The sequence below is a fragment of the Pedobacter sp. GW460-11-11-14-TSB4 genome (assembly GCF_059423705.1).
Window position 1 is genome coordinate 84766 of the sequence record NZ_JBWKYI010000006.1, and the last position, 22127, is coordinate 106892.

General features: G+C 38.6%; 19 protein-coding genes. 12 read left to right on the forward strand and 7 right to left on the reverse strand.

Translation table 11 applies throughout. The annotated features are described in order from the left end of the window. Positions 1-93 precede the first annotated feature (93 nt). Positions 94-2505, forward strand: coding sequence for an AsmA family protein (locus tag AC07YT_RS08150; RefSeq protein WP_494945268.1), 2412 nt, complete (start codon positions 94-96; stop codon positions 2503-2505). Positions 2506-2579: 74 nt separating this feature from the next. Here AC07YT_RS08150 and mtgA read toward each other — a convergent pair whose 3' ends face one another. Further along, entirely contained in the window at positions 2580-3308 is a 729-nt protein-coding gene (gene mtgA / locus AC07YT_RS08155) for a monofunctional biosynthetic peptidoglycan transglycosylase (RefSeq protein ID WP_086545079.1), read from the reverse strand. Between the two features lie 200 nt (positions 3309-3508). Between mtgA and AC07YT_RS08160 the strand changes: the two genes are divergently transcribed. From AC07YT_RS08160 to AC07YT_RS08170, 3 genes are all read left to right on the forward strand, one after another. Beyond that, the gene (locus tag AC07YT_RS08160) at positions 3509-4318 is read left to right on the forward strand and encodes a 3-keto-disaccharide hydrolase (protein WP_086545078.1); all 810 of its coding nucleotides are present in this window, start codon (positions 3509-3511) and stop codon (positions 4316-4318) included. 30 nt (positions 4319-4348) lie between these two features. Next, positions 4349-5047: an SDR family oxidoreductase gene (locus AC07YT_RS08165; RefSeq protein WP_086545077.1), complete on the forward strand. Its 699-nt coding sequence runs from the start codon at positions 4349-4351 to the stop codon at positions 5045-5047. 247 nt (positions 5048-5294) lie between these two features. Further along, entirely contained in the window at positions 5295-6650 is a 1356-nt protein-coding gene (locus tag AC07YT_RS08170; protein ID WP_086545076.1) for an ATP-binding protein, read from the forward strand. A 102-nt stretch (positions 6651-6752) separates the two neighbouring features. Here the strand turns inward: AC07YT_RS08170 and rplI are convergent, their stop codons facing one another. The 3 genes from rplI to rpsF are packed head-to-tail and all read right to left on the reverse strand — an operon-like array spanning position 6753 to position 7828. Next, positions 6753-7196 carry a 50S ribosomal protein L9 gene (gene rplI / locus AC07YT_RS08175; protein ID WP_029277406.1) on the reverse strand — a complete coding sequence of 148 codons (444 nt, stop codon included), beginning with the start codon at positions 7194-7196 and terminating at the stop codon, positions 6753-6755. Between the two features lie 12 nt (positions 7197-7208). Beyond that, the gene (gene rpsR, locus AC07YT_RS08180; protein ID WP_010599582.1) at positions 7209-7472 is read right to left on the reverse strand and encodes a 30S ribosomal protein S18; all 264 of its coding nucleotides are present in this window, start codon (positions 7470-7472) and stop codon (positions 7209-7211) included. Next, entirely contained in the window at positions 7472-7828 is a 357-nt protein-coding gene (gene rpsF, locus AC07YT_RS08185; RefSeq protein ID WP_086545075.1) for a 30S ribosomal protein S6, read from the reverse strand. The genes rpsR and rpsF overlap by 1 nt, the downstream gene beginning before the upstream one ends. 130 nt (positions 7829-7958) lie before the next feature. Here rpsF and AC07YT_RS08190 point away from each other — a divergent pair, with 130 nt between their 5' ends. After that, positions 7959-8138, forward strand: a complete 180-nt coding sequence (locus AC07YT_RS08190) for a hypothetical protein (protein WP_086545074.1) — start codon at positions 7959-7961, stop codon at positions 8136-8138. Positions 8139-8329: 191 nt separating this feature from the next. Here the strand turns inward: AC07YT_RS08190 and AC07YT_RS08195 are convergent, their stop codons facing one another. Beyond that, positions 8330-8923: a T9SS type A sorting domain-containing protein gene (locus AC07YT_RS08195; RefSeq protein WP_086545073.1), complete on the reverse strand. Its 594-nt coding sequence runs from the start codon at positions 8921-8923 to the stop codon at positions 8330-8332. A 182-nt stretch (positions 8924-9105) separates the two neighbouring features. Here AC07YT_RS08195 and AC07YT_RS08200 point away from each other — a divergent pair, with 182 nt between their 5' ends. The 3 genes from AC07YT_RS08200 (at position 9106) to AC07YT_RS08210 (ending at position 12698) form a co-directional block, all read left to right on the forward strand. Continuing rightward, positions 9106-9969: an AraC family transcriptional regulator gene (locus tag AC07YT_RS08200; RefSeq protein ID WP_086545072.1), complete on the forward strand. Its 864-nt coding sequence runs from the start codon at positions 9106-9108 to the stop codon at positions 9967-9969. A 6-nt stretch (positions 9970-9975) separates the two neighbouring features. Then, complete coding sequence (locus AC07YT_RS08205) at positions 9976-10734, forward strand: DUF1570 domain-containing protein (RefSeq protein ID WP_494945269.1); 759 nt, start codon at positions 9976-9978, stop codon at positions 10732-10734. A gap of 140 nt (positions 10735-10874) precedes the next feature. Next, entirely contained in the window at positions 10875-12698 is a 1824-nt protein-coding gene (locus tag AC07YT_RS08210; protein WP_086545070.1) for a DNA polymerase III subunit gamma/tau, read from the forward strand. A gap of 59 nt (positions 12699-12757) precedes the next feature. On the opposite strand, the gene AC07YT_RS08215 is transcribed toward AC07YT_RS08210, so the two are convergent. Together AC07YT_RS08215 and AC07YT_RS08220 are read right to left on the reverse strand one after the other, a co-directional pair. Next, a complete protein-coding gene (locus AC07YT_RS08215) occupies positions 12758-13168 on the reverse strand; it encodes a hypothetical protein (protein WP_086545069.1) in 411 nt (136 codons plus the stop codon). Positions 13169-13784: 616 nt separating this feature from the next. Then, positions 13785-16004 (reverse strand): NADP-dependent isocitrate dehydrogenase, encoded by a 2220-nt coding sequence (locus AC07YT_RS08220; RefSeq protein WP_086545068.1) that lies wholly within the window; start codon positions 16002-16004, stop codon positions 13785-13787. Positions 16005-17084: 1080 nt separating this feature from the next. On the opposite strand from AC07YT_RS08220, the gene AC07YT_RS08225 reads away from it, so the two are divergent. The 4 genes from AC07YT_RS08225 (at position 17085) to AC07YT_RS08240 (ending at position 22081) form a co-directional block, all read left to right on the forward strand. Next, entirely contained in the window at positions 17085-18287 is a 1203-nt protein-coding gene (locus AC07YT_RS08225) for an ankyrin repeat domain-containing protein (protein ID WP_086545066.1), read from the forward strand. 3 nt (positions 18288-18290) lie between these two features. Beyond that, on the forward strand, positions 18291-19643 hold the full coding sequence (locus AC07YT_RS08230; protein WP_086545065.1) for an ankyrin repeat domain-containing protein: 1353 nt from the start codon (positions 18291-18293) through the stop codon (positions 19641-19643). Positions 19644-19773: 130 nt separating this feature from the next. Beyond that, the gene (locus tag AC07YT_RS08235; RefSeq protein WP_494945270.1) at positions 19774-20346 is read left to right on the forward strand and encodes a hypothetical protein; all 573 of its coding nucleotides are present in this window, start codon (positions 19774-19776) and stop codon (positions 20344-20346) included. A gap of 415 nt (positions 20347-20761) precedes the next feature. Further along, entirely contained in the window at positions 20762-22081 is a 1320-nt protein-coding gene (locus tag AC07YT_RS08240) for a PQQ-dependent sugar dehydrogenase (RefSeq protein ID WP_086545063.1), read from the forward strand. Positions 22082-22127 lie beyond the last annotated feature (46 nt).

The following is a 22127-nucleotide window of genomic DNA, read 5'->3' on the forward strand; positions in this document are numbered from 1 at the left end:
TAAAACCGTCAGTAGTATTCTACATTATTTTCGCTCTTGCTCAAACAATTAGCTGGCAAAAAACATTATATTGGTTAAATCAAAATAATGTCTATGAAGCGCTGGCTCAAAATCTCTTTAAAAATTATATCTGTTATCGTTGTACTGATTATCCTCACCTGGCTGGCCGGTGCATTTTATATCAGCAGAAATAAAAAAGAAGTACTGGCTTCTATCCTTTCACAGCTCAATAAAAATTTAAACGGAAAAATTACCGCTAGCAGCATGGAGCCAACGCTCCTTAAAAGTTTCCCGGGTGTTTCCGTATCCTTAAATGGTGTTTTACTGAGAGATAGCTTATGGAACCAGCATAAACACGATCTTTTAAAAGCACAGGATATAGATGTATCGCTAAATGTACTTTCGCTTATTGTAGGCAATATCAATATTAAACAGATTGCCATTAACAACGCCTCCATTTATATCTACACCGATTCTACAGGCTACAGCAATACCAGTATTTTTAAGAGCAAGCCTAAAACCGAGCAGAAATCGTCATCAAAATCCTCAGCATTAGAAGTTAAGAAAATTGATTTTAATAAGGTTAGTTTGGTATTGGATAACAAAAAAAGGTTCAAATTATTCAATTTCGATATCGATCAGATCCAGGGCAGAATGGAATACCCTGATAGCGGCTGGACAGGTAAAATTAAACTGGCAACTAAGGTAAACAGTTTCGCCTTTAATACCCGAAAAGGCAGTTTTTTGAAAGACAAAACTTTAGAAGGGACTTTAAATGCACATTATAGCCGAGATATGGATGCGGTAATTCTGAGTCCTGAAATACTAAACATTGGTGGCCATCCTTTTAAAATCGGTGCTAAAATAGAATTAGATAAATCTGCTTTTGCCATTAGCATAGCCGTTGATGATATTTTATTTAGAGATGTCGCTTTATTGCTATCGCCCAATATCTCTTCCAAACTCTTAAAGTTCGGGATAGAAAAACCGATCGATATCCGAGGAAATATTGTTGATGACGGATCAGGGAAATATGGAGATCCTTTAATCAAGGTTGGAATAACAGTTAGAGATAATGTGGTTTCTATCCCAGCGGGCAAATTAACCGCTTGTAACTTTGATGGTTCTTTTACCAACCGGGATACCGTTGGTGGCATTATTGGTGATGAAAACTCATCCATTAAGTTCCACAGGCTTACGGCAAAATATTTTAATGCACCGCTTAAAATCGACACTTTCACAGTGAATAATTTATCTCGCCCAATTGCCACCGGACTGGTCACTTCGCAATTTCCCCTATCCAATTTAAACAACTCACTAGGCACAAACGATTTTGAATTTAAAAACGGAACAGCCAACTTAAGATTATATTGTAAGGCTGATATTGATCATTTCAGGTTTACCAAACCAGTTGTATCGGGCAAGATACAGATTGCCGATGCCGACATCCTTTATATCCCCAGAAAGCTTCATCTGGTAAAAAGTGCGCTCAATATCAACTTTAACCAGAACGATTTATCGATACAAAACGGGCATTTCCAGTTGGGCAAAAGCGAGCTTAATGTAAGTTGTAGCATCGCCAATTTTGCCAATCTGTATTATACTGCCCCTGAGAAAATATTGGTCAACTTAAAAATGTCGAGCCCTCAGCTCTACCTAAAAGAATTTTTACCCTTCTTAGGACCAAGAACGGCAAAGAAAAAGTCTGGCGGAAATAAACAAGTGGTTTCGAAAGAGCTAAGTAATGTACTGGAGCTTTCACAAATGAATATCCGCTTAACGGTTGGTAAAGCCATTTATGAAAATTTTCTGGCCAAAAACCTCGATGCTGATATTTCCCTGCGTGGCGGAGGTATATTCTTCAACAAAATAAGTGTGGCACACGCAGGAGGCCAGTTATCGCTAAACGGGAATATTATGCAGGAAACTGCCTCAAATAGCTTTAAAATCAATTCAAAAATCAGCCATGTAAGTGTTAAAGATTTCTTTTATTCATTTGATAACTTCGGACAAAACACCATCACCAACAAAAATTTAAAAGGTTATTTATCTTCATTGGTTAATATTTCCGGACGCATATCGCATACCGGAAAAATTCTTCCGCGATCGATTAATGGTAAAGTTGTGTTTAATCTAAACAATGCAGCCCTGGTTAATTTCGATCCAATGGTTAAAGTAGGAAAATTTGCCTTTGCCAACAGGAATCTATCAAACGTAGAAATCAAAAACCTTAATGGAACACTAAACGTGCGTGGCGATAAGGTAGAAATTAGTCCGATGCAGGTAAACTCAAGCGCTTTAAACTTTAATGTAAAAGGCACATATGCTTTAGGAAATGGCACAAACGTAGAAATGGACATCCCGCTGAGAAATCCAAAGGGAGATGAAAACCTCACTAAATCTGAAAAAAGAGAAGCCCGCATGCGCGGTATCGTATTGCACTTAAAGGCGGTAGATGACGAAAAAGGCGGAATAAAAATCAGGTGGAATAAGGATCACGACTAGTTTTAGTCCTAAGTCTGGAGTCAAAAGTCCTTAGTCGATTAATAGACTGAAGACTCAGGACTTTGGGCTTCGGACTAAAAATCCAACGGCCCTAACCTATTCATATTCCTTAAAATCAGGTATTGACGGTGCCTGATGTATGGGGTAGCATTTTTGGGTGTCCATCTTCTCGGATTTGGAAAACAAGAAGCAATTAAAGCGGCTTGTTTCTTAGTCAGTTTTGTACAGGATTTGCCATAGTATTCCTGGGCAGCCGCTTCAGCACCATAAATCCCGTCGCCCATTTCAATTACGTTCAGGTAAACCTCCAATATTCTTTCTTTGCTCCAAAAGAGCTCAATCAGTAAGGTAAAATAAGCTTCAAAACCTTTTCTTATCCATGAGCGGCCAGGCCACAAGAAAACGTTTTTAGCCGTTTGTTGCGAAATGGTACTTCCTCCCTTTACCTTTTTCCCTTTGGCATTACTGGCAAAAGCTTTTTCAATGGCTTTCATATCAAAACCGATATGTTTTAAAAAGAGCTGGTCTTCGGCAGATACTGCAGCCCTTTTCATATTATCAGACATATCCTCGAATTTCACCCACTTTTTCTCTGTTTTAAAAGACTTTCCATCGGCTTTACGCTCAATGTTCCGTAGTACCATCAAAAGGGTAATTGGTGGGTTGATAAAACGCAGGGCAATTACCCAAAACACAGAAACCAGCAGAAAATATAAAAATACTTTCGTAGCAATATTGGTAATCTTTTTTAGAAGGGGATGTTTTGCTTTGCTTTTAGTTCTGCTTGTCCGCGTTTTCGCCATGGCGCAAAGGTAATTAAAGAGACGGAAGATGGAAAATGAAGCGGTGTGGAATAACGCCAAAAAAATCTTTTTTTTTATGTGCAAAAATAAAGTCGAAATGCAAAATTCTCGTGGTAAAGCCTTAATGTACCTTAAAATCACTTTGTTTATGTATTTTGTGACTCACATTTTTAAACAGAGGGCAAAACAAAATTAACCAAATGAAAAAACTAGGCTATCTCTTTCTTGCTGTTACCCTATGGAGCTGCAGTACAACCAAAAACATCAATAACAAGTCTGAAAAGTGGATTACACTCTTTAACGGGAAAGACATTAAAGATTGGAACGTTAAAATCCACCACCACGATTACAATGTAAATTTCGGCAATACCTTTAGGGTTGAAGATGGAACAATACAAGTGCGATACGATCAATACGGCGATTTCAATGATCAGTTTGGCCATCTTTATTATAAAACACCCTTCTCTTACTATCATCTAAAATTAAAATACCGTTTTGTTGGCGAACTGCAAAAAGGTGCGCCGAGTTATACCTTACGTAATAGTGGAGTGATGTTCCATTCTCAGGATCCGAAAACAATGCCTAAAGAACAGGATTGGCCAATTTCGATCGAAATGCAGTTTTTAGGTGGATTGAGTGATGGCCGTCCCCGCCCTACCGGAAACATGTGTTCGCCAGGTACAGAGATTTTTTATAACGGCAGTAAGTATCCGGGCCATTGTCTGGATTCTAAATCGAAAACATACGACGGCGACCAGTGGGTATCAGCCGAACTGATTGTGATGGGCGATTCGATCGTTAAACATATTATTAATGGTGATACCGTATTGCAATACAGCAAACCACAAATTGGCGGAGGCGTAGCTAACCGTTTTGATCCGAAAATTAAAATTGATGGAAAAGCGCTTACTGAAGGTTTTATTGCCTTACAAAGTGAAGGACAGCCAGTAGATTTTAAGGATATCCAGATTATGGAGCTCCCGCACCATGACAAGAAAAAATCTAATTAAACATTTTTCGATATCATACGTTACAACAACATGAAAGTTGCATTAATTACAGGAGGAAGCAAAGGAATTGGTTTCGGTATTGCCGAAGCCCTTTTGAAAGCAGGTTATAAAGTAGCCATTACAAGCAGGACGATTGCCAGCGCGAACCAGGCTGCATCACATTTGGTGGCACATGGTGATGTATTGGCCATTGAAGCAGATGTTGTGGATTTTAAATCTCAGCAGGATGCGGTAAACCTGATAATCGAAAAATGGGGACAATTGGATATACTGATCGCCAATGCAGGCGTTGGGCATTTTGCGCCTATTGACGAGCTGGACATCGATTTATGGAAAGAAACCATCGATACCAATTTAACAGGCGTTTTTTACAGCATTAAAGCCTCGGTTGATGAGATCAAAAAGAACCAGGGGCATATCTTTACCATATCGAGTTTAGCCGGTACAAACTTTTTCGCAGGAGGTTCTGCTTATAATGCCAGTAAATTTGGTTTAACAGGATTTACGCAATCGGTTATGCTCGATTTAAGAAAGTACGGCGTAAAGGTGAGCACCATTATGCCCGGATCGGTAGCCAGTCATTTTAACGATCATCAGCCCAACGTTGAAGATGATGCCTGGAAAATCCAGCCAGAAGATATGGGTAAACTGATTGTTGATTTATTGGCCATGCCAGCAAGAACTTTGCCGAGTAAGGTAGAAATCAGGCCAACTACGCCGAAGGGGTAGTGGAAGATTAATCTTATGTTTAAACACCCACTCAGCTCATTAAAACCTGTGGGGATCTATAAAGATTTCCCACAGATTTGCTGATTCAGCGCCTCCATTAAGCATTTTATTAGCCAGCATCCATCATATTATCACTATCGACGCAACAAAATGCCCTGACTTTGTTACAAATTTTAATAAAATATACCCTTACTTTGTTACAACAAAAACCTATATTTGGGTTGACTTTGTTACAAAATAGAAAATAATGGCATTTAAACGATCCATTGAAGAGAACTTAACCCGATGGAAAAACAGCAAAAACAGGAAACCTCTAATTATTCGAGGGGCACGTCAGGTAGGAAAAACAACACTAATAAAGGACTTTGCGAAAAACTATCTTAATACTATTTTTCTTAATCTGGAGAAACCTGCACACCGTCAATATTTTGATGATTTTGACGATGTACACAATATTGTTGAAGCACTATTGCTGGGACATGGGATTCAATCGGATAAGATAACCGAAACTTTGCTCTTTGTTGATGAAATTCAGGAAAGTGCGAAAGCTATACAAATGCTAAGGTATTTTTACGAAGAAATTCCTGACCTGCATGTAATCAGTGCTGGCTCCCTTTTGGAGTTTGTATTACAAAAAGTAAAAAGTTTTCCGGTAGGCAGGGTCGAATTCTTATACTTATATCCCTTAAATTTTCAAGAATACCTTCAAGCTAACCAAAAAGATGATCTGTTAAAATATCTGCTTCAAACCCCTGTAAAAGCTGTTGCGCACAAATTGTTATTAAAAGCCTTTCGTAGATATGCCATTATCGGAGGCATGCCAGAAATAATAAAAACCGATTTAGAAGAACATAACCTTTCAGATCTGTCTATTGTTTACGAAAGCATTTGGGCAACCTACAAAAATGACATAGAAAAATATACCCAGAATGAAACAGCGAGAAGAACTATTAACCATATAATGGGTACTGCCCATCTTTTTCTCGATAAGCGTGTTGTTTTTCAAGGTTTCGGCAATTCGAACTATAAATCGAGAGAGGTTGGAGAAGCTTTTAGGATATTAGATGACGCAAAGATCATCCGGTTAATATACCCATCTACTAATACCGAACTTCCAATTATTCCTGATTTAAAAAAATCGCCTAGACTACAATTTTTAGACACAGGATTAGTCAACTACTCATTGGGTATCCAAGGAGAAATGCTTGCTTTAGATGATTTAAGTTCAGCTTATAAAGGAGCCGTTATTCCACATTTATTTACTCAGGAACTGATATCAGTTGAGCGTATATCTTCTCATAAACCTAATTTTTGGGTAAGAGAGAAAAAACAGTCTGATGCAGAAGTTGATTTAATTTATGCCTGTAAAAAATTTGTAATACCGATTGAAATAAAATCGGGCAGTACAGGAAGCTTAAGATCTCTTCATCAATTCATTGATGCCTCAGCACATCCTTTTGCCATTCGGGTATATGGAGGCGAGTTTAGGCTAGAAAAAACAAATACACCAACAGGCAAGCCTTATCTTTTATTAAACCTCCCATACTATCTGGGAACACGTATAGCAGAATATGCTTCTTGGCTAATAGAACAAAACCTGTAATCCTATCGAAACCTTCTTTCTTCCATCCTTATTTTTTGGTATAAAAAAAAGAGCCTTTCGATTTGCATCGAAAGGCTCTTTATATGACTCTTTAAAGAATGCTTATTCAGCTACTACTTCAAAAGGAACCTGAACTTTCACTTCTTTGTGTAAGTTTAAGTTAGCAACATATTCGCCAACAAATTTAGGTTCAGTTTCGAAAGTAATACGACGACGGTCTACATCAAAGCCTTGTGCTTTTAATGCTTCAGCAATCTGGATGGTGTTAACCGCTCCGAAGATTTTTCCGCTTTCGCCTGCTTTAGCACCGATTGAAAGTTTAACATCAGTTAAACGCTCAGCAACACCTTCAGCATCTTTCTTAATTTTATCTTGTTTAAAAGCAGCTTGCTTTAAGTTCTCTGCTAAAACTTTTTTAGCAGAAGAAGTAGCCAATGCGCCAAATCCTTGAGGGATTAAATAGTTACGGCCATAACCTGGCTTTACTGTAACTACATCATCTTTCTCACCAAGGCCTTTAATATCTTGTTTTAAAATAATTTCCATATCTCTAGCCTCCTATTTTAATTGATCAGCAACGAAAGGTAACAAACCGATGTGACGGGCACGTTTAACTGCCTGAGCCACTTTACGTTGGAATTTTAACGAAGTACCAGTTAAACGGCGTGGTAATAATTTACCTTGATCGTTAATAAATTTCAACAAGAAATTTGCATCCTTGTAATCGATGTATTTAATTCCGTTTTTCTTGAAACGGCAATATTTTTTACGGTTATCCTCTACTTTAGGGGCAGTTACGTATTGTATTTGTTCTCTTGCCATTACGCTGCAACCTCCTTAGTTTTTTTGTTAAAAGCACCACTACGCTTTTTCTCATTGTAAGCAACAGCGTGTTTGTCTAAACGGATAGTTAAGAAACGCAACACACGCTCATCGCGTTTTAATTCAAGCTCTAATTTTGCGATCAAATCTCCTGAAGCTTTGTATTCAGTTAAGTTGAAGAATCCATTTGATTTTTTCTCAATTGGATACGCTAATTTTCTCAAACCCCAATTATCTTCCTGGATAATTTCGGCTCCGTTATCAGTTAGAACTGCTTTGAATTTAGCTAATGCCTCTTTCGCAGCCTCTTCTGATAACAACGGGGTTAGAACGATAACAGTTTCGTACTGATTCATTGTTATAAATTATGTTTTTAATTTTTTAATCCCGAGGTATATTACGGGGATGCAAAAGTAACAATATATTTCTTAAAATCAAATGATTAATTAGATTTTATGCAGCAAATGTAATGAGGTAAAATGGAAGATGGATCATGAAAGAGGTAAAATGGTAGATGGAAAAAGTAATGTAAAATGGCAGATGGATAATGAAAGAGGTAAAATGGACGATGGAAAAAGGAAAATGGAAGGTCTGCAAGGAAAACCATGCACACTACATCATCCATCTTACCTCTCCCATCTTACCTTCTTAAAATCAAATGATTAATTAAAGTGGCAGATGGATCATGGAAGAGGTACAATGGACGATGGAAAAAGGAAAATGGAAAATCTGTGATGAAAACCATGCATAATACATTATCCATCTTACCTCCCCCATCTCACATCTTCCCATCTTACCTATAAAAAAAGGGAGACTATCTATCCGACAATCTCCCCATATCAATTAGCTGTTAGTGTTTAATAGGTTTCTATCGTTTTAACAAAACTCTCTTCTTTATACTTCACTACGAAAGTTAATTCTTTAGAGTCTGTTTTACCGATATTGAATTTTTTAACCAGTTGCGATTTATCTTTGAATACCTCTTTATAAACCTCATCATTGTATTCGTTATACACTTTAACTTCTACCGGACTATTCTCCAGGTTTTCGAGGTTAAGCGTAATAACCTGATCTTTTTTAGTGTAAACAGGTTTAAATACGTTAGAAACTTTCGGCTCGGAAACAAGTGCCTCCCCGTTTTTAATTACGACATTATATTTTGCAACTTTTATATCCGACTCCACTTTAAGTGTGTATTTTCCGTCAGGAAGCTCATTCAGATCATAAATTTTGCTAGAGAAAGCTGAAGCATGAATATCCTCCTGAAATAAAACTTCATTATCAGCATCCATTAGCGATAAATTAACGTTCTCTGCCTTATCTACAGAAAAGCGGATAAATTTTTCCTTTTCACCTTTTACTTTTAAAGTAAAATCATCATCGTTAGCGTGTACACCCGTAGCAGTAAAAAATAACGCTGCTATTAAACCGATTTTTAAGAACTTTTTCATAACCAATATTTTTAAAGAGTTAATAATTATATGACACCACTAAGGTACGGCACTAACTGAAGGATAGGTGATTGCATATTTTCCAATATCTATGCTATATTACCCCTGGTTAACTGTTATTTTAACAAAAGCTATAATAAAGCATATTTTTTACGTATTTTAGAACAATAATTTAGCAAACCATGAAGCCTAGTTTTGAGGTTGTTGAACCTTCTTTCGGAAGTTCATTTTATTATTCGAAATATGTAGAGAACGCCAACAATATGGCGCACCTCTGGCATTACCACCCCGAAATTGAAATGGTGTTTGTGAATGGCGGTGCCGGGAAAAGGCAGATTGGCAGTCACGTTTCCTATTACACCGAAGGCGACTTGATCCTGATTGGCAGCAACCTCCCCCATTGTGGCTTTACCGATACCAATACCGGAAACAAAAACGAAACTGTTATCCAGATGAAACCCGATTTTTTGGGTAGCATTTTTTTGGGCCTGCAGGAAATCAGAGGCATACAAGAATTGTTCGATAAATCGAAGGCCGGAATTGCCTTTGGCCCTGAAACCATGCAAATAGTGGGCGACAGGATAGAAATGATGGACGATCTGCCGCCTTTTGAACGACTTTTAACTTTACTCAGTGTATTAAAAGAACTTGAACATGCAAAAGATTACAAGATCTTAAACGCCGATGGATTTTCGATGGAAATGCAGGTTCAGGATAACGACCGCATTAATATGATTTTTAACTATGTAAAAGATCATTTCCAGGAGCAGATCAGCTTACAACATATTGCGGAAATGTCGAGTATGACTGTTCCTTCATTTTGCCGTTATTTCAAAAAAATCACCAAGAAAACATTTACACATTTCGTAAACGAATACCGCGTTGTCCACGCCTCAAAACTTTTGGCCGAAAAACCGACCAGCATTGCCAATATTTCTTACGAAAGCGGTTTTAACAACTTTAGCCATTTTAATAAATTATTTAAGGAGTTTACCGGCAAAAGCGCTTCCGAATACCGTCACGAACTTAAATCGCTGATTAAATAAATGAATATGAACAAATTCCTGTTATTGATATTCTCAAACCTCATCAGCCTGTCTCTTTACGCCCAGTATGTGGATATTAATTTTGTTAACTGCAAAATAAGTGAAACCGAGCAAAAGAAAATTGAGAAACTGATTGCCTATGAACGCATGTTTTGTAACGAAATTTTCGAAACAAGAGAAAACATTACGGCCCCGGTAAAAATAAATCTATACGGAAAAAGTAAAGATTACCGGGCTGCGCAAAAAACATATAGTGCACCAGTAAATAGTACCGGATTTTACATTGCCGCCATTAACGAAGCCTTTGTTTACAAGAGCAGCGATTTCATTTCGGTAGCACTCCATGAGGCTAGTCATAGTATTTTCCAGTTTAATTTTAAAAAATCGCCCAAATGGCTAAACGAAGGGCTTGCAGAGTTTTTCGAAACACTGGATTTCGACAGTGAGGGGAATTTATACTCCTATCCACAAAGCGGTAGAATTAAAAGTATAAAGGCTGGGATAGATTCAAAAGACACCGAAAGGTTAAAAAATTTCTTTAAAATATACAGCGGTTCATTTTATGGTCATGATATAGACGACAATTACAATACGGCCTATAGTGTGATCTACTTTTTTATAAAATCCAAAAGAACAGACCTGCTCAAAAAAATAATAAAATTAAACACCCAGGGTTACGATACCGAAAAAGCGATTGAACTTACTTTTGGTAGCTTTAACTCGTTTGAGGAAAGGTATAAGCTATTTTACAAATATCATCAATAACGTTATTCCTTTAACCTCAAACTTTTGCCTCAGGTCTTATCCTACTATAAACTAAACCCTCCAACTTTTCAACCTTGCAACTTTTCCACATTTCTACTTTTCAACCTTACAACACTTAAATTTTTCCTATTTTCGTGCCGATGGAAAATTTTATCGTTTCTGCCCGTAAATACCGCCCAGCCACCTTCGAAACCGTTGTTGGCCAGCAGCATATTACAGGTACGTTAAAAAATGCCATTAAAAACAATCAGCTTGCCCAGGCATTTTTATTTTGCGGGCCTCGTGGAGTGGGTAAAACAACCTGCGCACGTATCCTTGCAAAAACCATTAACTGTACTAACCCTACAGCAGAAATGGAAGCTTGTGGCCAATGCGACAATTGTCTTTCTTTCCAGAACGGGCATTCATTTAATGTTCACGAATTAGATGCGGCTTCAAACAACTCTGTTGATGATATCCGTAGCTTAATTGAGCAGGTTAGGATACCACCACAAGCCGGAAAATATAAAATTTATATCATTGATGAGGTTCACATGTTATCGCAGAGTGCATTTAATGCCTTTCTGAAAACACTGGAAGAACCGCCTTCATATGCTATTTTTATCCTCGCCACCACCGAGAAACATAAAATCCTGCCCACCATCTTATCGCGTTGCCAGATTTTTGATTTCAACCGGATCCAGGTGGAAGATATTGCCAGTCACCTGTCAACTATTGCCCAGCGCGAAAATATTGCTTTTGAAAGCGATGGTTTACACATTATTGCCCAAAAGGCAGACGGTGGACTGCGTGATGCGCTTTCGATGTTCGATCAGATTGCCAGTTATGCAAACAAGAACATTACTTATAAGGCGGTAATCGATAACCTTAATATTTTAGATTACGATTATTTTTTCAAACTCACCGCTTATTTAACCGCAGCAGAAGTTAGCCAAACCCTCCTCCTGTTCGACGAAATTTTAAATAACGGTTTTGATGGTAATAACTTTATAAATGGCCTTGCTTCACACTTCCGTAATTTATTGGTAGGTAAAGATGCATCGACGATTAAACTATTAGAAGTTAGCGAAAACATTAAACAAAAATACCTTGATCAGTGCAGGCAAACAGAATTATCGTTTTTGTTAACGGCATTAAACCTGGCCAATACCTGCGATCTGAATTACAAAAATTCTAAAAACCAACGTTTACAGGTAGAGCTGGCACTGATAAAAATGTGCCATATCCGGTCGGTCGTCAATTTAGCACAACAGCCTTTAAGCCCTAATAACACAGCAACTGACGTAGATCAGGATAAAAAAAAAACTAATGTCGTAGCCGGGCAGGCCGAAACCCCAAAGCCACATACTGAAAGCCCAATTACGGTTCAGGATGTAGCGCCTGCTGTTAAAAGTACAGTTTTATCCACTGGTCCTGCAGCAGAAAAACCTAAAGAAACACCCAGGGTCGGTCCGCCGCCATCTGCCACTTCCATCAGTATCAATATCCCGAAAGCAAATGCGGTAAGCACACTGATCCCTTCATTAAATGATCTGGAACGTGTAGCCCAGGGAGATGATGATGAAGGACCAAAGAAAGTTACCGGCGAAGCCCGGGAACCTTTTAGTTACGATCGTTTACTGGAAGTGTGGAATGCCTTTACCCAAAGGATGAAGGCTACCGATAGGATTAATCTGTTCACCATCTTAAATAATTTTGCGCCAACACTTTTAAATCCTGAGCTGATTGAGATTTCGGTAGAGAGCAAAACACAGGAACATCTTGTACAACAAGAATCGGTTGAACTTTTAAATTTCTTACGGAACGAGCTTCGGAACTTTGGTGTTGAGGTTACCTATAAACTCATGGAGCGCAAGATAGAAAACAGGCTTTACGGTAACCGCGAAAAGTATGATTATCTGGTTAACAAAAACCCAAAGCTGGACGAATTGCGCCGCAGATTTAATTTAGATATCAATCCTTAGCCAGTTTTCGGTTAACAGCTTTCAGTTCTTGGCGGTTAAAAACTGCCGCTTGCAAACTGCTAAATGTTCTTCGGTGTATCGTTAATCGGGTATCCTTCTTCATCTAAATCATCACGGTTATCCTCCGGTGTACGGGCAAGAATTTCATCTTCGGGGCTTAGTTTTACGCTTTCTCCGTTATCTACGTGCATACCCAGTTCTTCCAGTTCATCGTTTACGATATCTTCATCTCTGGCATATTCATCCCCAACATAAGGATTGGCCTCATCGTAAGTAGAATCGTCATCTTTAGCACCGGCAGCTACGGTTTGGTAACCCATCGGATGGTCGTAATCTGCATCTGTACCTTTCACATCGAGCTCGTAACTCTGCTTACGTTCATCATAAGCCAGGTTTTCTTTATTAATTTCGCTATTTTCTGTCGTACTATGTATTTTATCCTGCGATCCTTTATTCTCGTTATTTGCCATGATATGGGTCTCCTATTAATTTATATGAATATAACAAAATGATATTGATAAGGTTTGTTTCCAGCAGAGAATCTTCCAATTATTAGGGCGTGCCCCAAGCTACGCAAGGGTCGGGCTATACACTGCAAGTCCTCCCCGATGAAAAATCGGGATGCGGGCTTTCCATTTCTATCCCTCACGCAGGCCGAAAATAATACCCAGGCAAGTTTAGGAGGTACGGTAACGGTTAATACCGAAACAAATTAATTACTTGACTGGAGAAAAGAAGTTTAGGTAAAATATTGGGATCTATTTTATTTCAGTAAAGCAATGATGTGGTTAGTCGGGTTTATTTTACCCGAAATAGCTGTACCATTTAAGTCCGTTAAACCCTATCAAAGCGGGATGCTGCCGATATTTCATCGGGAGCAGAAGCGGGAGCGGGACTGTTGTAACCCAAAAGCTTCTGCATCTGCTTTCCAAATGAAAAATATTTACGCCTAACAAAATACTAATCAAGCTGACAAACCTACAGCATAAAAAAAGCGTCCAGATTTTTATATCAGGACGCCAAAGTATTTTAAGAGTTGTTAACTTCCATACTAGAAGCATATTAAAGTTGACAACTCAATTTAGCTTATAAAGAAGCCAAAGAAGTATTTAATGTTTCGCTCGGACGCATTGCCTTGCTTGCCAGCTCATCATTAGGGTTATAGTAACCGCCAATGTTCTGAGGTTTACCTTGAGCACCAATCAACTCTTCGTTAATTTTCGCTTCGTTTGCGAATAAAGTTTTAGCCAATGGCGCAAATCTCGCTTGCAAATCAGCATCCTTAGTTTGTGCAGCTAAAGCTTCAGCCCAATATAAAGCTAAATAGAAATGAGAACCACGGTTATCAATTGTACCCAGTTTTCTACCCGGAGATTTGTCAGTGGCCAGGAATTTAGCATTAGCCTCATCTAAAGCATCGGCCAATACCTGCGCTTTTGTATTGTTCTGTGTTTGAGATAAATGCTCTAAAGAAGCCTGAAGTGCCAGGAACTCACCTAATGAATCCCAACGCAGATAACCTTCATCGATAAACTGCTCAATATGTTTTGGAGCAGAACCACCAGCACCAGTTTCGAACAAACCACCACCATTCATTAAAGGTACAATAGATAACATTTTAGCAGAGGTTCCTAATTCTAAAATCGGGAATAAATCTGTCAAATAATCACGTAATACGTTACCGGTAACCGAAATGGTATCTAAACCTTTGCGGATACGCTCTAAAGTAAACTTAGTCGCTTCAATCGGCGCTAAAATACGGATGTCTAAACCTGTAGTATCGTGGTCTTTTAAATAGGTATTAACTTTAGTGATGATTTCTCTATCGTGTGCTCTGTTTTCATCTAACCAGAAAACCGCTGGCGTTTCTGATAAACGTGATCTGTTCACCGCTAATTTTACCCAATCCTGAATTGGAGCATCTTTAGTCTGGCACATGCGGAAGATATCGCCTTTTTCTACTTTCTGGTCGAAAAATACTTTGCCATCTGCATCAGTAACACGGATAGTTCCTGAACCGGTAGCCTGGAAAGTTTTATCATGCGAACCATATTCTTCAGCTTTTTGAGCCATTAAACCAACATTTGGTACTGAACCGATGGTGGTTACATCAAAAGCACCATTTGCTTTACAGTCATCAATTGTTGCGGTATAAACACCCGCGTACGAACGATCTGGAATTAAAGCGATGGTATCCTGTGCTTTACCAGCTGCGTTCCACATCTGTCCCGAAGTACGGATCATTGCCGGCATAGAAGCATCAACAATCACGTCAGACGGCACATGAAGGTTAGTAATTCCTTTATCAGAATTTACCATAGCCAAAGCTGGTCCGTTTTCGATGGCCTGAGCCAAAGCGGCTTCAACCTCTGCTTGTTTAGCGTTGCCCGCAATTTTTGCATAAACGTCGCCTAAACCATTTCTGGTGTCGATGTTCAGTTCCTTGAAAAGATCGGCATATTTAGTAAAAACATCTGCAAAGTAAACTTCAACAATAGCACCGAAAATAATCGGGTCAGAAACCTTCATCATCGTAGCTTTTAAGTGTGCAGATAACAATACGCCTGCGGCTTTAGCTTCAGCAATTTCTTTGGCTACAAAAGTTTTCAATGCCGATAAGCTCAATGCAGAGCTATCAATGACCTCTCCTGCTTTTAATGGCGATAAACCTTTTAATTCGGTTACCGTACCATCAGCAGCTACAAATTCTATTTTAAACTGACTTGCTTCAGCAACCGTTGTAGATTTCTCTGAACCATAAAAATCGCCTTCAGTCATGCTGGCCACTTTGGTTTTCGAATCTGCAGACCATTTACCCATCGAGTGTGGGTTTTGTTTTGCATAATTTTTAACCGCTTTAGGCGCCCTGCGATCAGAGTTACCTTCACGTAAAACCGGATTTACAGCCGAGCCTAAAACTTTTGCATATTTAGCTTTAATTGCTTTTTCTTCATCGCTCTGCGCATTATCAGGATAATTTGGAATGGCAAAACCCTGCGATTGTAACTCCGTAATTGCACCTACCAATTGCGGGATAGAAGCAGAAATATTTGGTAATTTGATAATGTTAGCTTCTGGAGTGGTAGCCAATGCACCAAGCTCTGCTAAAGCATCACCAATTTTTTGATCGTCTTTTAAATACTCAGGAAAGTTTGCCAAAATTCTTCCTGCTAAAGAAATATCTCTGGTTTCTACATCAATACCTGCTGATGCGGTAAAAGCTTGTACGATAGGTAACAGTGAATAGGTTGCCAACATTGGCGCCTCATCGGTTTTGGTGTAGATAATTTTTGATGTATTTGACATGTTTATATTGATTTTGCTTATTAAGGTTAATTATTCAATGGGTTTCCAGGTTGGTAAACCGATCTTCTTAAAATCGCCTAAAGATAAAATAATCGAATGAATTAAGGAACATCACAATGTTATTTCTGGTTTGGATCAGCAATTCATTTTATTAAAAACCGATAATCTTCTTAGTAGTGAAATAATAATGTAACATACCATTGTATTTAGGGAGCGCAGAGTCATTTACTATATTTAAAGTTAGTCCTGCTCTCCGCTTTATCCCGATGAAATATCGGGGATGCCGCTTCGATCAGGGCTATGCACCTGAGCCTGTAGCACAGAAAACCGGAATATTAGCAGAAAAATAGCGTAACTAAACCTGATCGAAAAGTCCGGGGATAAGGCTTTGCGTGTGGACTCAAATAATTAAGATAAGTATAGGCCTTTTGTTAACAAACTTCAATAAAACACAAATCTTACAGAAGGACGCCGTCAATCCCAAGTGGCCGAAGAATCAAAAAAACAGTTGCAGAATAGCCCAAATGGCACCAACAAACCTCAAACGCAGTGGTTTTGTGAACATATTTCATCAACTTTCATTTAGCAGAACCGAGCAAAACAAAGTGCCGCTGTTTTTTGATGAGCATGGGGTAGTGAGAAGCCACAATGCTGGATTGACAAAGCGTTTTGGCTACTTTGGCGCTCCAAAGTAGTATGCCCCCGCGGCATAGAGCGGAAAAAATTAATACTCGTACGTAAACGGTAGTTCTTTTTGGGCCAGAATGTTTTTAATAGCGAAAAAGATGCTGAAACAAGTTCAGCATGACGATCACTCTAGACAAAGAAACTAAAAAATCCAGTCAAAGAAACATGTGTCCATACGATAGGATTTTTATCGGGAAAGGTAGAGCAGTAAGAAATTAACCAATGGAATACTGCGATTGCTTTTCAAAAAAAAACACGACCATATCATAATTAGGTATAGTTTTATCTGTCTTTAGTGCAATATCCCAATATTTTTTTGTGAACCATTTCTTTGGCTAAACTTTTGTAGCCTTAAAACTATATATCTATCTATTTTAAACTTTTTAATTGAAAATGGCCGAACCTACTTTAGATCAACAGTTAAACGCCCGCAAATTCGACGAAGCTAAAAGCCTTATGCTGAATGGCGAAAAACTCTCCAAAAGCTTACAAGAACACCATCGATCATCCATATTCGACAACCTGGTCGGAGCGAAACAATACGAAATCCTCCAATTCATGTTAAAGGATAAAACCATCGAAACCGATATTTACGAATTCGACAGTTTTGACAAAAGCATTTTTCAGGCCATTGCCCGCAGCCTTGGGCATGACGATGAAGATATCGCATTTTTTGATGAATTTATTACCCATTTCGACAACTTAAATGATGAGGTAAACACGAAAACACTATTAAGTTATCTCTTCGAAAACGGGGTGAATTTAGGGGTAATCAAAGCATGTATTAATGCAGGTTGCAGGGCTAATTTCAAAAACAACGCAGAAGAAAACTACATCCATCAGGTAGTGAAAAGCAGTTTCCGCCGTTATAACCTGAACGATGAGCAGACTACTGATCTGCTTAAGGGCTATATCGATATCCTCCTAAACGAGGGGGTAGATATTAATGAAGGCAATGTGGTGCAGGAAAGCCCACTAATTACCGCAATAAAATTTAACAAGAAAGACTTAATAGCTTATCTCCTCGAAAATGGTGCCGATCCCAATCATACCGACCGTGATGGAAATTCAGCCTTCTTTTATGCAGTGGCACATTTGCAGAGCGAAAAAATATACGATACGTTGCGTAATTATGCCACACCAGCTTTCGATCAGATCAATAAAAACGGCGAAACACTTTTATTCGAATACGTGCGGATGATGTCGAATAGTGAAAGTGGCATCAACTTCCTTAAAAAACTGATTGAAGACGGCGCCGATTTATATCAGGCCAGTACCTGGTATGGCGCTGACACGACTCCCTTGGATATCATTGCCGAAAAACAGGCTGATATTTTACAGGCCGTTTTAGAAAGCGGGCAAGTAGATGTGAACAGAACAGATAATGAAGGGAATACCCTGCTGCATAAGGTTTGTGCCTACAATGTAAACTACGAAGCAGAAAAAGCAAAAGAAACTTACCGAAAAGTAAAACTCCTGCTCGAAAACGGTGCAGATATTGCGGTTACAAATGATCAGGATCAAAGCGCACTGATGCTGGCCGCTGATGATAACCTGAAAATAAAAACAGTTGAACTGCTCATGAAACAATCTTAAGATATGTCGATGTCATTTATTATTGCCTGCGAGAGCGGCAAGCGCAAAATAGCCGAACTTTTATTGGCCAACCAAGAGGTAGAGGTAGGGTATACAGATGAAAAAGGCAGAACAGCACTTCACTATGCTGCCCATCGTGGATATTTAGACCTCGTGCAGATTTTAATAGATCGTGGGGCAGCTTTAGATTATGAAGATCATGCCGGCGAAACACCTTTTTACTTTGCCTGTTTACAAAAACAGAAACAAACCGCATTGTTTCTTCTGGATAAAGGTGCAAGGGTGGATATTAAAGATTTTAAAGGCAATAGTTTATTACACCTCACCGCTCAAAGCGGACAAATTGAAGTATTGGAAAAACTGATCGATCAAGGCCTTGAAGTGGATGGTGAAAATAACGAGGCAGAAACCCCTTTGCTTATTGCGGCAAGCTGGAGGAATAAGGAAGTTGTTCAAAAATTACTGGAATTTGGCGCCAACATCAACACCACCAATAAACACGGCGATTCACCATTAATTTTTGCGGTTAAATCTAAAAACACACCTATGGTTGAGCTTATTCTCGATAAGGGTGGAAATATCAACCATGTTAATCACGCCGGAGAATCGGCCTTATTAATTGCCTGTTATGATGCCAACCGGATGTTAACCAAAATATTGGTAGAAAAAGGTGCAGATGTATTTGTTTCTTCAAAAGATGGTTTATCTCCCATTTGGTATGCCTGCGCCAATAACCAGAAAGAAATTGTCGATTTATTTCTAAGCCATGGGGTAGATGTAAACTATGCAAAACCACTCTCGGGTAAGGATGATTCGATGTATTCGTATTTAGAATGGGTAGAAACCGCCAATAACATTTCCATATCGGCCAGCTTCTCTTTCGATAATAATTACAACTACGGCGGCGAAAGCATGTTACATGTAGCCGCCAAAAGCGGACATTTAAGTATGTTAAAGCTATTAACAGAAAAAGGTGCCAATGTTAATATCCAGGATGAAAGCGGGAATACCGCCTTACATTACTCGGCTGCCAATGGTAAAAAAGATGCGGTAAAATTTTTACTCGAAAAATCAGCAGACCCTACCATTGTAAATGTAAAGGAACAAAAAGCAATAGATTATTCTAACATTAAGGGTTTTAATGAAATTACCGAACTCTTGTTACAATTTGGCCCCTCAAACATTTCTAATCAGCCAATCAAGGGTGCAGCACCTGCTGAAAACAGTGCAGAACCAGCTAAAAATGATATCACATCAAAAAAACAGGCACTGTTAGATCTGAAAGAATTATTGGATGCCGGTATTTTATCACAGGAAGAATTTGATGCCGAAAAAACCAAAATATTAAAAGGTTAAGTGATAATATTATAAAAAAATATCAAAACAGTTTAAGACTTAAATTTTAGTTATAAATTTATGTCTTAAGAATTTTCCTGGCTGAATGACTAAATTTAACCAGGAGAATTCAACTTTAATGCTCACACAAATGAAAAACCTTAACAAAATCAAACTGCAGTTATTTGCCTTAATTGTTATTGCTATTGCGACATATAGCTGTTCACCAAAACTATATCTGGATGAAACTAAGCGCTATCAGGCAGGAACATTAACCGATTTACAGGTAGATTCCCTGCATCTTTTTTTAAAAGAAAACCAAAGGCTTGCTTTAAAAGATACCATTATCATTAAATACTATTTAAATAAAGACGACTGCTGGAAAGACCTTAGTTATCAGAACCCAGAGTTCCTGAACAATGTAAGGTGGGCCTTTCAGAAAAACATTCTCGAAAAAGCCGAGGCGAGGCCAAAAGTTGCCATTTACCAATACCGTGAGGTAGGAAAAAGTTTCAGTCCGATTAAATCGAAAGGTTTAGAGATAGAAACCGATTCGGGCTTTCTTAAGAAATTATTATTTAAAGAGGCCACTTCGTGTGGAACCTCAGCAATCATCCTTCCGAACGGAAAGTTTTTACTGGTAAAATCAGACCCACAATTCTCTGCACTGATATTAAACGCCAAAGACATCGAGAAAAAATTACAGGAAAATCTGGTTAAATAAAGACCAGAAATAATCCGGCTTTAAGCTGCGAAACGATTTAACAAAATTTAACTAAAAAATTAGGTGTAATACTGTAATTTAGTTTTAACGAATCGCTTTTCAAATTAACAACTCGAAATTATGCTCAACTTCCTTTTCTCCACTCCTACTAACTTAAAAGTAAATCATCTTGTCTGTGGTCAGATTTTCGTTGTGAAGTAATATTTCAATTTTAAAAGATTATATAATAGTACTTCCCTGTTAATCCTCATCGCATCACGCCAGGGAAAATAATATGCGCTCTCCAGGAAGGTACTCACAGGGTACTTTCCTTTTACGGTTTTAGGGTTGTGGCAATTTTGCCCTGGCTAAAAACTTCTCTCCGTTTTCGATGTTATATTTTTTGAGATAAGTTCTTAATCAAAAACCGGTTAACATGAAAAACAATATTTTTTACGCATCAATGCTTTCTACTGCGGTCCTTTTTGGATGTCAATCCAATTCTAATTCACAAAAACAGGGAGAAGATACAACCGTTACGACTAAAAATGGCGCTGTAGATTTGCCCGCACCCGATACCAATGCAGCCAAAAGCAAATTTAGCAAAGTTATCGGTTGGCCAGAAGGTAAAACCCCTATTGCTCCTGAAGGTTTTGTGGTAACCAAATTTGCTTCGAACATTAAAAGTCCACGCCATACTTATATTGCCCCAAATGGCGATGTATTGGTGGCGCTTTCTAATTCGGAAAGAAGCACTGTAGAAGCAGTTGCCAATACCATAACAGGCAAAGCAAAATCAGAAGTACCAGGAAAAAGTGCCAATACCATTCTCTTATACCGGGATGAAAATAAAGATGGCAAGCCTGAAACCGTTACTACATTTTTGAATGGTCTTAATCAACCTTTCGGAATGCTGATTATTGGTAATTCATTTTACGTAGCCAATACCGATGGCTTATGGCAATATCCATATAAAACCGGCGACACTAAAATCACCGCTACAGGAAAAAAAATCCTAAGCCTACCCGCCGGTGGATACAACAATCATTGGACTAGAAATCTAATTACCAATGCAGATAAAAGCAAAATTTATATTACCGTTGGATCAGGCAGCAACGTTGGCGAAAATGGAATGGAAAATGAAGTAAGACGGGCCAATATATTAGAAATAAACCCCGACGGGACCGGAGAAAACATTTATGCCAGTGGTTTGCGAAATCCTGTGGGAATAGATTGGGCTCCATCAACGAATATGCTTTGGACAGCTGTTAACGAGCGCGACGGATTAGGCGACGATTTGGTACCAGATTATATTACCAGTGTTAAACCAGGTGCTTTTTATGGCTGGCCGTACGCTTATTTTGGACAAAATGAAGATCCCCGTTTAAAAGGTAAAAACCCGGAGTTGGTTAAAAAAACTATAGCTCCTGATGTTGCCGTAGGCGCACATACCGCTTCTTTAGGATTAGCTTTTTACAAAGGCACTAAATTTCCGCAAAAATATCAGGGTGGTGCATTTATTGGTCAACATGGCTCATGGAACAGGTCGGTAATTTCTGGCTATAAAGTAACATTTGTACCTTTTAAAGATGGCAAACCAATTGGAAAACCCGAGGATTTTTTAACTGGTTTTATCGCCGATCAGGATAAGGCAGAAGTTTATGGCCGTCCGGTTGGCGTTACCCTAACACCAGATGGCGCCTTATTGCTAGCCGACGATGTGAGTGGTACAATCTGGAAAGTAGCAGCAAAATAGTTTATCAATTAGCCACAGATTAGCAGAATATGCAGTAAATTTATCT